The organism is Caproicibacterium amylolyticum (assembly GCF_014467055.1).
In the GTDB taxonomy this organism is placed as follows: Bacteria; Bacillota; Clostridia; order Oscillospirales; family Acutalibacteraceae; genus Caproicibacterium; species Caproicibacterium amylolyticum.
The window spans coordinates 93,131-105,439 of sequence record NZ_CP060696.1 but is presented as its reverse complement, the minus strand read 5'-3'; the positions used below and the strand labels follow the sequence as shown (position 1 = coordinate 105,439).

Genomic DNA, 12,309 nt, shown 5'->3' with positions numbered 1-12,309 from the left:
CATCCCCTTTGCCAATAACACGAAGCAGAACGGCAAAACGCTACAGTACAAGAAAATTTTTCTAAATATTCTGTGTAAAAAACGCCGGATAACCTCAGCAGATTATCCGGCGTTTTGCTCTATCAATAATTTTCGTAGAATAAGCGGGAACTTACTTCGCAGCGCAGGCAGCCCGCTTTCAAATGCTTTTCATAAGAGTCTTTACGGTTTCCGCAGCTTTGGCACCAGCCAGACCACCAGTGTCCAAAATGCTTCGTACACCACTAAACTCAGCGTGCTAACCTGCTGCATGCCTTTCTGGCAGCACAGGAACGCCACCAGCACAAAGCCAAGCACCGCACCGACATTCTGCAGCACGACCGCAAGGGAAATGTTTGCACGCTGCCGCACGCAGGCGGTAATTAGCCGCATCATGGTACTGGGCTTGCCGTTTGTAGCAATCAGTGCATGCGATTCCCTTTCCGATTTCTTTACCAGTGCTTTGTACACCTGCCCAAGCCGTTCCGGCAGCACGCGCACGGTGTGCACATCCAGCCCAAACAGCGTTGCAACAAACGGTGCCGTTACATTCGGGTCATTACTGCGGACAATCAGCGAAATGCCATTGTCCTCCATGCGCTGCAGCTCCATCGTGCGGTGACGGTCAGCACGGTAGGTCACAATAAACATGGCCACCAGCTCGCCGCTGACCGAGAGATATGCCAGCTGCTTGCCGCCCTGAATGTACTTCGCTTCCAAGCTTTCACTGGGTGGCGTAACGTTGTGGTGCTCCATCAGGCGGCGGTTGCCGATAAACACGCGGCGTCCGCCGACCCAGCCCGAAATGCCCATGCCGTCCTCATACTGGACATTTTCCACTTTCGGCATCGCTTCGCTCCGGCTCTGGATAATCTGCCCGAAAAGGCTTGAAAGCGGGCCGCCCGCATCATGCATCAGCGCCGCGGCATCCACAATCGCGTCATCCATCTGTGCGTTGCCAAAGGTCTTGATTCCATTGAGAATCACGCTGCCTTTGGGGAACAGATCCTTTGCGTCAACCATTGCCGCGTTGGTATCCGCGTAATACTGCACGGCGGGGAAACCAATCACCATGCCGCCGCACTGGGCCGCGACCTTGCTGATGCGTGACAGCGGCAAATTGACAGAAAGCATATTCATCATCGGCACACTCACGCAGGTTGCCGCGGCAAAAGCGGTCAGCGCACTGCTCACGTCATGCGGCTGAATAAACAACAGCATGACTAAGAACAACACGAGGCTGGCGCAAAACAGCACCGGTGCCAGAAACTGACTGCTGCGGTCGCTGGGGTCGTCGCTGTAGGACAGGCGCAGGAAGTTTTTCAAAAAATCCGTTTCCCGCTGATAGGCGATTTCCGGCGCGTCCAGTGTAACGCCCTCTGCCATCTGCAGAGCGGTGTTGTGGTCATCAAATTTATCAACCGAATATTTTTTATCCGGTGAAGTTACATAGTGGAAATTTTTATTCACCCGGCGCACCAGCAGCAACTTTCCCAGCGTATTCAGGAACAGCGCACCGCAGACAATTACAGAATAAAGATGCAGCTGCCCGTGCTGGAAAGGGTCCTGCACAAACAGAGAAATGACCCCCTGCACCACGCCAACGATTCCGGCAACAGCAACCCCCGTGTCGGCATTTGCCCGCAGCTTTACCAGCGCTTTCAGACCGTTGAGCATCGTAACCCCGCAGAATCCAACGGAAAACGCCAGAAACACAAGATTACAAATTAAATATGCCGTAATATTCAGCGGAGGCATGCCAAACAAGCCGTACTCGCCCAGCATTCCAAACACCAGCTCCAACACTGCACAGATGCCGGTCACGGTCAGGCGCAGCATTAGCTCGCGCATATCGCCGCCAAGCTGATGAAATATAGAAGCCGCGTCTTCCGGAGAATTATAGTCTTCCAGTTCGTCACTGTTCTGATTCTCCGGCTCCAGCTGTTCTGCGTCCGCGTCTGTTTCATCTTCGCCGGCACCAAAGAGCATCTGCTTTACCTTGGACTGTTCTTCTTCCAACTGCTCTGCCTGCGCACGAGCCGCATGATGCAGAATTCTCCGTTTTGGCTGCTCCGGCTCTTCCTCCGGTGCATTCGGGTCAACGTCCTGCACCATTGCTTTTGCAGCGGCCTCAAACTTCCGGTAGGTTGGCTGGTCATCCTGCAGCGGCACCGGCGCGGTCCCCGGCAGCGGAACTTCTGCGGCGGGACGCTGCATCGGCTCCGGCTGCACTTCGTCCTCGTTTGCAAACAAATCCGGTACCTGTACCGGCTGCTCTGCTGATATGGGTTCTTCCGACGGCAGGTCTTCCGCTTCCGGCGTTTCCACCGCTGCTGGATGCACCTGCGCAAAAGGAACGACCGGCGCTTTTTCACGCTTTGACTGTTCGGGTTCTTCCTGCGGTACAGCAGGTTTTTCGGCTTGCGCAGTATTCTCCGCCGGCGGCGCAGTCGGCAGACGTGTGATTTTCCCCGCGGACTGCCCCACTTCCGGCTGCTCCGACTCCGGTCGATACCCACCGCGCGGATAGTCGCGGGATTCATTAAACACCGGCGTAGTCAGATCCTGCAGTGCAATAATATGTACCGGCGTACCGGTAGGACGGTATTCCGCCGGTTCTCCGGGCTTCATTGGGGGAACTTCCTGCTGCGGCTCCTGCACGGCCCGCAGTGGTTCTTGCCGTTTGGGCGGCTCCTGCACCGGTTGCGGCATTGCTTCCCGCTGCGGTGTTTGCCGAACCGGCTGCGGTTCCTGCACAGGTGCCTTTTCCTGTTGCACTGCGGGAATTTCCTCGGTTGGTCGGTAGTGCTGCGTTTTTACGCCCTTTGCCGCAGCGGCCTTACGAATTTCATCCAAACTGATGGCTGTGGTAATGGAGAAGATGTCCTCTTTTCCAACATCGGAGGTGCCGCTTTCTTTTACTACCTGACTCACACGGCGGCGGCGCTCCTCATGCAGTTTTTTGAGTTTTGTCTGTATTTCCGGATCCTGTCCATCCTCTGTGCTGCCATCAAACAGGTAGGTGAAGGTTCCGGTCATTTCACTTGGCTGTTCCTTCGGCTTGACCGGTTTAAACGAAAGTGTTTCCTCGTACTGCTTCTGGTACTCCTCCAGGGGCTTCAACTCCAGGCCATAATACGGGTCGTCCTCTTCCGCAGTATTTTTTTTGCGGCGTCGTTTTATTTTATCCTGCTTTTTCAGGCTGGTTTTTTTCTTTTTCTTTTCGCGGCGACTTTCCGGTTCGTCGTCCTCGAACCGGTTCCGTCCTGCCGATTCGGTCTGCAAAACCGAGCCAGCCTGCTGAGCTGTGGCAGCCTGCCGGGCGCGCTCCTGCTCCTGCTTTTGCAGCTTCAGTTCCTGCTGTGCACGGCGCAGTTCTGCTTCCTCGGCTTCTCGTTCCTTTTGAGCACTGGTGGCATAGGACATTGCATCGGCCAACGGCTCCTCCGGCTGCACTGCGGCATCCGGCATATTCACTTTCTTATCGTCCATATTGCTGACCCCACTTTCTACTTCGAGTGGATTCCCGCACGCTGACGCGCCACTTCATAGCAAACGATACCGCAGGCGACGGAAGCGTTCAGGGAATTGATTTTCCCCTTCATGGGCAGGGAAATGACAAAATCACATTTTTCTTTTACTAAGCGGCTTACGCCAAAGCCCTCGCTGCCGATTACAATAGCACACGGCCCCGCGTAATCCACGCCGCACCACGGTTCGCCGTCCATATCGGCGGCATACAGCCACACCCCGCGGTCCTTCAGCTCATCCAGCACAGCAGGCAGGCTGTTCACCCGCACAACCGGCACATACTCCACCGCGCCCGCACTGGCTTTGCCGACTGCATAAGTCAATCCAACACTGCGGCGTTTGGGTATAATCACTCCGTGCGCACCCGCGCACTCCGCTACACGCAGCACCGCTCCCAAATTATGCGGATCCTCAAGGCCGTCCGCAACAATCAGGAAGGGGGCTTCGCCGCGCTCTTTTGCAAGTGCAAAAACATCATCCAAATTTGCATATTCTTTTACGGAAGCCACGGCTACAACCCCTTGATGGGCCGCACCGCCGCACATGGCGTCGAGCTTGCGCGGGTCCGCTTCCTTAACCGGTACGCCAGCTTCCTTTGCACGGGCAATCAGCGCGCCAATGCTGCCGCCGTGCTGTCCTCGTGCAATATAGAGCGCTTCCAGTGTGCGTCCGCTTTTGAAAGCTTCTGCTGCAGCATTGCGGCCAGCGATAATGTCATCGCCGCGCACACGGTCATCTTGTTCATTCCGGTTTGGTTTCATGTTGGCTCCTCCAGATACTTTTCCCATAATAATTGATTATACCACAAGGCTGTCACTCCTGCACGTTCTTTCGGAAAAAATGTTGAAAGAGAAGAAGCAAAAAGAGGCCGCGGTTTTTCTTCGGTTTTCCCCCAAAAAAGTTTTCCCCGTGGATTAGTGGAAATCCGGAATTTCTTTTATAATTCTTTAAAAGAATATACATAGAATTTTCCCCGTAAAAAAGGCATTTATACAAAATGTACTTACACAAGTTTACATAATTCGTGTGGAAAAGCTGGTTGACAGTGTGGAAAACTCTGTTGAGAGTGTGGAAAACCCGCAAGAAAATGCCCTTTTAATATTTATTCATGCTGTGTGAAATATGAATTATGTAAACTTAATTTTGGTTTTGCTCTTTAACTTTCTGTATTTTCATGTTATACTAAACGCATATTCCCGCTAAATTCGTTCAAATTTAGCAGTATTATATCATTTTTTACAGATATTTTAAATACATCACTTTTTTCCGTGAAATATTTCCAGCATACTCGTTTCTACTTCATTATTGAAAGGACGGCACCTTCTTTGAACCTACGCAAAACACTGCTCTGCGGGCAGTGCTTCCGCTGGCGGGAAATTGCACCGGATGTTTTTTCCGGTACCGTCGGCAACAGACATTTAACCTTGACTCAGCAGGACCTGCCGCGGCTGCGGCAAGACCCGTTCTGGTGTATCTACTTCGACCTGAACACGGATTATGAAACTCTGCGCAAGCAGCTTTCCGCGCTGCACCCAAACCTAAATAAAGCCGCACAGCACGGCTGCGGCATTCACATTCTGCGGCAGGAACCTTGGGAAACACTCTGCTCCTTCATTATCTCACAAAACAACAACATTCCGCGCATACAGGGAATTATCGATCGCCTGTGCGGGGAAACGGAAGCATGCAGTCCCGCGGCTTTTCAAAACGGTCCCGCTGTGCACCCATTCCCGCAGCCGGAAACACTGGCGGCACTTTCCGAAACGGACCTTGCACCGCTTCGCTGCGGTTTCCGTGCACGCTACATACTGGACGCCGCCCGCAAAGTGGCGGACGGCAACGTGAATCTGGAAGCGCTGCGCACCGCGCCGCTTGCGGAAGCACGTGCCGTATTGATGCAGATTACCGGTGTGGGGCCAAAGGTGGCAGACTGCACGTTATTATACGGCCTGCACCGCATGGATGCCTTTCCGGTGGACGTCTGGATGAAACGCGCCATGGGGCAGTGGTTTCCCGGTGTTGACCCGGTCTCCTTCGGCTCTGCCGCCGGACTTGCCCAGCAGTATATTTTTGACTGGGTGCGCTCCGGCGCTAGTGAGGAAGAAATTCCCGGATAAAATATTTCGGCACAATTCCCGTCAATACACTGCCAATGCGTATCATGAAAGCGACAAATTTTTAACAATTTCACGATTCCAACAAGTTTGTATTCCTTTTTGGGCATATTTGTTGTATAATAAGACTGCCAAATTAAGATTAGGAGTGTGAGACCCATGGCATTAGTAAACACCAAGGAAATGTTCAAAAAAGCTTACGAGGGCGGCTACGCCATCGGCGCTTTCAACGTGAACAACATGGAGATCATCCAGGGCATCACGGAAGCAGCCGGCGAGCTGAAAGCTCCCGTCATTCTGCAGGTTTCCAAAGGCGCCCGCGCCTACGCCAACCCCACCTATCTGGTAAAGCTGGTTGAGGCTGCTGTTGCCCAGAACCCGGATATCCCGATTACCCTGCATCTGGACCACGGCCCGTCTTACGAGATGTGCAAAGCCTGCATCGACGACGGCTTCACCTCTGTTATGTTCGACGGTTCCTCCAAACCCTTCGAGGAGAACGTTGCCGAGGCCGCAAAAGTCGTGGAATACGCACATAAATACAATGTAACTGTTGAAGCGGAACTGGGTACTCTGGGCGGCGTGGAAGACGAAGTTTCCGTCGAAGCCGACAAGGCTATGTACACTGACCCGGAGCAGGTTCAGGACTTTGTAAACCAGACCGGCGTTGACAGCCTTGCAATCGCTATCGGCACCAGCCACGGCGCTTACAAGTTCAAGCCCGGTCAGGACCCGAAGCTGCGTCTGGACATCCTTGAGGAAGTTTCCAAACGTCTGCCCGGCTTCCCGATCGTTCTGCACGGCGCTTCCAGCGTTCCGCAGGAATTTGTAAACATCATCAACCAGTACGGCGGCAACATGCCGAACGCAATCGGCATCCCCGAAAGCGAACTGCGCAAGGCTGCAAAGATGGCTGTCTGCAAGATCAACGTAGACTCCGACATCCGCCTTGCTATGACCGCTTCCATCCGCAAGTACTTCGCTGAGCATCCGGATCACTTTGACCCGCGCCAGTACCTTGCTCCTGCACGTCAGGCTGTTAAGGACATGGTTGCTCACAAGATTACAGAAGTTATGGGCTGCGACGGCAAAGCCTGATTACAATTTCATAAAAAATAGGACAAGCCTCCGGTTTTTCGCCGGAGGCTTGTTTTTTTACATATCACTTTCAATCCACTGGGACATTCCCGCGCCGCTGTGCGCGTTGGGACGCTCCTCAAAACCAAAAAGTTTGTAAAATGGCTCCTTGCCCGCTGCCGCGCCAAGACAAACCATCATCCGCTCACCAGCCCGCAAATCCTGCTTTAAAAACCGCATGAGCCGCAGCAGCATTTCCCGGCCAATACCCTGCCGCTGATAATCCGGGTGAACCACAACATCCGCAATATAGGCTACATACCCACCATCGCTGATCACGCGCGCCATACCAACGGTTTTTTCGCCGTCCTTTGCAGCAATCAGATAATACGAGTGATTCAACCCAATTTCGGCACGTCTTTCCGCAATGCGGCACCAGCCAACCAGTTCCCGTAATTCATTGTACGTTTCTGGATGCAATTCATTTTCATAAGTGATCATTTATACTGAACCCCCACAAAAAAATTTTGTTTATTGGTTTTCAACAGGTTTTTTCCACGCATATGTTGAAAACTCTGTTGAAAGGGTTGAAAACTGTATAAATCATTTTAAATTATACGAACCGTAATTTCATTTATCTATCAAATGCCAAAAATCCCAGAATTTTTTTGCCATCTTGTAATCCTTTACGGTACATCAGGTCAATGCAGCTGCGGTCTTTTGTCAGCGTGTCCAGCCCGCAGCAGTCGTCAGGGGCAACAATCAAAACTTTTCCGTCATGTGCATATTTCTGCGCAAGCGCAACTTCATCATTATAGGTTTTGTAACGCATTTTCAGCGCCTGCGCGGCATTGGGGTACTTTTTGCGCAGCAGCCGTGCCGGCAGAGCGTCTTTTTTCGGTACCCGCAGCATTGCTTCCGGCTTTGTCAGAATCACCACAACCCTGTCACAGCCGTCATCCAGCGCTTTCTGCACCGGAATCGGGTCCGCAATGCCGCCGTCGTAGCAGGGAATACCGTCCACTATGTAAGGGTGGCAGACAACCGGAATGCAGGAAGACGCTGAAAATACATGATAATCGTCCTGCACGATGTCTTTTTTATCGAAGTAAATCGCCTTTCCGGTCAGCGCGTTGGTTGCAACTACTTTCATCTGCGCCGCTGCATCCCGCATTTTGGCATAATTCAGTGGATTTTCACCACCCGCATTTGATAACGTTCCGTATACATAGTCTAAATCCAAGTAAGAGCCTGTCCTCAAGAAATTGTGCAAACTCATGTATTTTTTTCGAAAAGAATACTCTTCGTAAAATTTATAGTTACGGCCTTTTTGTCCGCCAAGGTACGCAGCAACATTTGCACTGCCGGCTGAAACACCAATGCAGTAATCGAACCGAACCCCATTATCCAAACAAAAGTCAAACACACCCGCGCCGTAAATTCCGCGCAGGCCGCCGCCGACATCCACCACACCTATCATTTTCCACAACGCTCCTTAATTCTGTTGAAACATTGGCTCCAACCGAAAGATTGTACCCTTGTCAAAATCAACCCGCACACGCGTTCCGTACTGCAGCACACACCGCGGGTAAGCATGCCCAAAATTCACATTGAACAGTACTGGCAGGTCTTTGGGTAAAACTTCTCGATAAATTACCTGATACTCCCGGTAATATGTTTCATCCTGCGGCTTGCCCGCCAGCACACCCGCAGCCGCGTCAAAGACGCCGTGTTCCCGCAAAGCTGTCAGTTCTTTTCGGAACAGCTCCGGTGTTGGCTGCTCTTCGCACGTTTCCAAAAACACGATTTTTCCGCACCATTCCTCCGGCTTCGGAAAAATTCCATATTTTTCACAGACTGCCTGTTCATCTGCATAGCGGCTTCCATTTAGCACATCGTAAAGGCTCTCCATACAACCGCCCAGCAGCGTACCGGAACGCACGCCGCTGCCCTGCAGCACTTCATAGCCATGTGTTTCCGGGTGAGAAACACGTTCTGTATCGAGCACCGCTGTTGAGAAGTCCGTGCGTTCCTCGTACCACACCGAACTGGATAAAATCTGCGCCGTTTCGTCATTTTTGAAGTAGCTTCCAAACGCTTCTTTGGTATAAGGCAGCATCTCCGAAGCCAGTTCCCCAAGGTCACAAATAAAGTTAGGACCGTAAAAGGTCTGCAGCCCCAAGCGGTACAGCATCAAATGGTCGATTGTTGTATCGGAAAAGCCGGTGAACAGCTTCGGGTACTTTTGCACCGCTTCACGAAATTCAGCATCTTCCATAAGATAAGGCAGCAAACGGTAAGTATCATCGCCGCCGATTGCGCAAATAATGCCGTTAATCCGCTCGTCCAGAAAGGCATCTTTCAGATCGGTGGCTCTGGCTTCCGGGTGCTCTTTCAGGTACGCAATTCCTTTGAGCGCATTCGGCATATACACTGGCGTCAAGCCAAATTCGTGCAGACGTTTTTCGCCCAGCTGCTGTACATGGCCTTCCTCCTGCTCGCCCAACATTCCGCTGGAAAGGCTGACAACAGCCACTTTGTCGCCCCGCCTAAGCTGCTTCGGTTTCTGCATGGTAAAATCCTTTCTGTAATAAAATGATTAATCTATACACCCAGTAAAATATTAGTAGTGGAAACGTTCCACCCGGAAAAATTGATGGGAAAACAACTGTAAAGACACAGCAGCCACAGTCATACCTGTACCAAAAAGCCGCAGGTTCTCCGCCTGCGGCTTTGCTTGCTATTTAGTCATTCACATACGGCTGGCTGCCGTCTTTGGGATGGAACTTATCACAAGTGCACTTCTTCCACTTTAGGCCGCTGCCGCAGGGGCAGGGCTCATTGCGTCCGATTTTGTGCTGGCCGGGATGTTCCTCCGGCTGAGCTTCCGCTTCACCCTCCGGTGCACCGGAAGCAGTGGTCGGCTCCAACACCTGCTCACGCTGCGGTTCTTCCTGTGTGTGCAGGCGGACAGTCAGCATCATGCGGGCTGTGTTTTCACGAATGGTGTCAATCATTGCGTCAAACATATCGAAGCTTTCCAGACGGTATTCGACTACCGGATCTTTCTGGCCGTATGCACGCAGGCGGATGCCGCGCTGCAGCTCTTCCATTGCATCAATATGATCCATCCACTCTGTGTCAACGTTTTTCAGCAGAATGACGCGCTCCAGCTCACGGCAGATTTCCTCACCGAACTGCTGCTCACGCTGATTGCAGATTTCCTCTGCCTTTTCATACAGCGCCTGTGCAACTTCTTCCGGCTTCAGGCTCTTGCGTTCCTCGTCGGTGTACACAAGGTCATCCTCGGTAAGCAGCCAGCCCATGTAACGGTCACGTAAACCGTCCATGTTCCAGTTGTGGCGCGGATCGTCCATGAAGCTTTCATCCATTGGCAGGTAAATTTTCACCTGGTTCTCAATCGCCTGCTTAATCATGTCCATAACCTGTGTATGCACATTTTCGCCGTTGAGCACCTGGTCACGCTGCTTGTAGATAATTTCACGCTGGCGGGAGTTGACGTCGTCATATTTCAGCACGTCTTTACGGATACCAAAGTTGCGACCCTCAATCTTGCGCTGTGCGTTCTCGATTGTTTTGCTCAGCATCTTGTTTTCAATCGGGGTATCCTCGTCCACATTCAGTGTTTCCATCATGGCCGCAACGCGTTCGCCGCCAAACAGACGCATCAGGTCATCTTCCAGAGAAATATAGAAGCGGGACATACCGGGGTCGCCCTGACGGCCGGCACGGCCGCGCAGTTGGTTATCAATACGGCGGGACTCGTGGCGCTCGGTGCCGATAATATACAGACCGCCTGCCTCACGCACTGCCTCTGCCTGCGGGCGAATTTCCTCTTTGTACTTATCTTCCAGTTCCTTGAATGTCTTGCGGGCATTCAGAATATCGACATTGTCGGTCTCACCGTAAGCGGTAGCCTCCGCAATCAATTCCTCGCTGAAGCCCATGCGGCGCATTTCGCTCTTTGCGGTATACTCGCTGTTGCCGCCCAGCATAATATCGGTACCACGGCCAGCCATGTTGGTGGCAATGGTAACGGCATCTTTTTTACCGGCCTGCGCAACGATTTCCGCTTCTTTTTCGTGATACTTTGCGTTCAGAACAACATGCTGAATGCCGCGCAGCTTCAGCATCTTGGAAAGTTCCTCACTCTTTTCAATGGAAATGGTACCAACCAGAACCGGCTGACCTTTTTCGTGGTGCTCCACAACGTCGTCAATGACCGCGTTGAACTTTGCCTTTTCGGTCTTGTAAACAACATCATGCTGATCCTCACGCACCATTGGCTTGTTTGTGGGGATTTCCACAACATCCAGCTTGTAGATTTCGCGGAACTCATCCTCTTCCGTCATAGCGGTACCGGTCATACCGGAAAGCTTGTCATACAGGCGGAAATAGTTCTGGAATGTAATGGTGGCCAGCGTTTTGCTTTCGCGGGCAACCTTAACGCCTTCCTTAGCTTCGATGGCCTGATGAAGACCTTCGTTGTAACGGCGGCCATACATCAAACGGCCGGTGAATTCATCAACGATAATGACTTCGCCGTCTTTTACAACGTAATCTACGTCGCGGGTCATAACACCGCGGGCTTTGATTGCCTGGTTTACATAATGCTGAACACCGATATTTTCGGCATCCGTCAGGTTGTCCAGATGGAAGAACGCCTCCGCTTTTTTCACACCGGGCGGGGTAAGGGTGGCAGTCTTTGCCTTTTCGTCTACAATATAATCCGCATCAGAGTACAGCGCATCATTGTCCTCTTTTTCGTTCAGCTCCGCAACCTTGACAACTTTTAATGTCTGCGCAAAGTGGTCGGCAATGGTGTACATTTCGGTGGACTTGTCGCCCGGGCCGGAAATAATCAGCGGCGTACGCGCCTCATCAATCAAAATGGAGTCAACCTCATCGACGATGGAGAAGCTGTGGCCGCGCTGTACCTTGTCCTCTTTATAGATAACCATGTTGTCGCGCAAATAGTCAAAACCAAATTCGTTGTTGGTACCGTAGGTAATGTCGGAAGCATAGGCTTCTTTACGTGCGTTGTTGTCCTTTTCGTGGGTAATCAAACCAACCGACAACCCTAGGAAACTGTAGACTTTGCCCATCCACTCACTGTCGCGGCGAGCCAGGTAGTCATTGACCGTAACAATGTGCACACCTTTTCCGGCAAGGCCGTTCAGGTAAGCCGGCAGGGTAGCAACCAGTGTTTTACCTTCGCCGGTCTTCATCTCAGCAATACGGCCCTGATGCAGCACAATGCCGCCGATAATCTGCACGGGGAAGTGGCGCATTTCCAGCACACGGGCACTTGCTTCACGGCAGACAGCAAACGCATCGGGCAGAATGTCGTCCAGGCTCTCGCCGGACGCCAGTCTTTCTTTGAGGGCTGGGGTTTGTGCTTTCAGCTCCTCGTCGGAAAGTTCTTTATACTTGTCCTCGAGCGCAAGCACAGCATCGCAGATAGGCTGAACGCGCTTCAGCTCGCGCTTGCTGTAGTTCCCGAAGAATTTGGTCAGGATATTGTTTGGCATAGTGTCACCTCATAACG

General features: G+C 52.1%; 8 protein-coding genes. 2 read left to right on the top strand and 6 right to left on the bottom strand.

The annotated features are described in order from the left end of the window. Positions 1–201: 201 nt before the first annotated feature. Complete coding sequence (locus H6X83_RS00465; protein WP_212507244.1) at positions 202–3,510, bottom strand: PspC-like choline-binding domain-containing protein; 3,309 nt, start codon at positions 3,508–3,510, stop codon at positions 202–204. Positions 3,511–3,527: 17 nt separating this feature from the next. Next, positions 3,528–4,310 (bottom strand): 23S rRNA (guanosine(2251)-2'-O)-methyltransferase RlmB, encoded by a 783-nt coding sequence (rlmB, locus tag H6X83_RS00460; protein WP_212507243.1) that lies wholly within the window; start codon positions 4,308–4,310, stop codon positions 3,528–3,530. A 564-nt stretch (positions 4,311–4,874) separates the two neighbouring features. Here rlmB and H6X83_RS00455 point away from each other — a divergent pair. Together H6X83_RS00455 and fba are read left to right on the top strand one after the other, a co-directional pair. Further along, complete coding sequence (locus tag H6X83_RS00455; RefSeq protein ID WP_246419353.1) at positions 4,875–5,666, top strand: DNA-3-methyladenine glycosylase family protein; 792 nt, start codon at positions 4,875–4,877, stop codon at positions 5,664–5,666. A 156-nt stretch (positions 5,667–5,822) separates the two neighbouring features. Next, the gene (gene fba / locus H6X83_RS00450; protein ID WP_212507242.1) at positions 5,823–6,761 is read left to right on the top strand and encodes a class II fructose-1,6-bisphosphate aldolase; all 939 of its coding nucleotides are present in this window, start codon (positions 5,823–5,825) and stop codon (positions 6,759–6,761) included. A 57-nt stretch (positions 6,762–6,818) separates the two neighbouring features. Here fba and H6X83_RS00445 read toward each other — a convergent pair whose 3' ends face one another. The 4 genes from H6X83_RS00445 to secA form a co-directional block, all read right to left on the bottom strand. Next, positions 6,819–7,241 (bottom strand): GNAT family N-acetyltransferase, encoded by a 423-nt coding sequence (locus H6X83_RS00445; RefSeq protein WP_212507241.1) that lies wholly within the window; start codon positions 7,239–7,241, stop codon positions 6,819–6,821. 133 nt (positions 7,242–7,374) lie between these two features. Continuing rightward, complete coding sequence (locus tag H6X83_RS00440) at positions 7,375–8,220, bottom strand: patatin-like phospholipase family protein (RefSeq protein WP_212507240.1); 846 nt, start codon at positions 8,218–8,220, stop codon at positions 7,375–7,377. 15 nt (positions 8,221–8,235) lie between these two features. Further along, positions 8,236–9,312, bottom strand: a complete 1,077-nt coding sequence (locus H6X83_RS00435) for a S66 family peptidase (protein WP_212507239.1) — start codon at positions 9,310–9,312, stop codon at positions 8,236–8,238. A 172-nt stretch (positions 9,313–9,484) separates the two neighbouring features. Beyond that, positions 9,485–12,292 (bottom strand): preprotein translocase subunit SecA, encoded by a 2,808-nt coding sequence (gene secA, locus H6X83_RS00430; RefSeq protein WP_212507238.1) that lies wholly within the window; start codon positions 12,290–12,292, stop codon positions 9,485–9,487. Positions 12,293–12,309 lie beyond the last annotated feature (17 nt).

What these genes read in the sequence shown, in the direction of transcription:
- secA (WP_212507238.1), bottom strand. Translation starts at nt 12,292, where the DNA reads ATGCCAAACAATATCCTGACCAAATTCTTCGGGAACTACAGCAAGCGC.
- H6X83_RS00445 (WP_212507241.1), bottom strand. Translation starts at nt 7,241, where the DNA reads ATGATCACTTATGAAAATGAATTGCATCCAGAAACGTACAATGAATTA.
- H6X83_RS00440 (WP_212507240.1), bottom strand. Translation starts at nt 8,220, where the DNA reads ATGATAGGTGTGGTGGATGTCGGCGGCGGCCTGCGCGGAATTTACGGC.
- fba (WP_212507242.1), top strand. Translation starts at nt 5,823, where the DNA reads ATGGCATTAGTAAACACCAAGGAAATGTTCAAAAAAGCTTACGAGGGC.
- H6X83_RS00465 (WP_212507244.1), bottom strand. Translation starts at nt 3,510, where the DNA reads ATGGACGATAAGAAAGTGAATATGCCGGATGCCGCAGTGCAGCCGGAG.
- H6X83_RS00435 (WP_212507239.1), bottom strand. Translation starts at nt 9,312, where the DNA reads ATGCAGAAACCGAAGCAGCTTAGGCGGGGCGACAAAGTGGCTGTTGTC.
- rlmB (WP_212507243.1), bottom strand. Translation starts at nt 4,310, where the DNA reads ATGAAACCAAACCGGAATGAACAAGATGACCGTGTGCGCGGCGATGAC.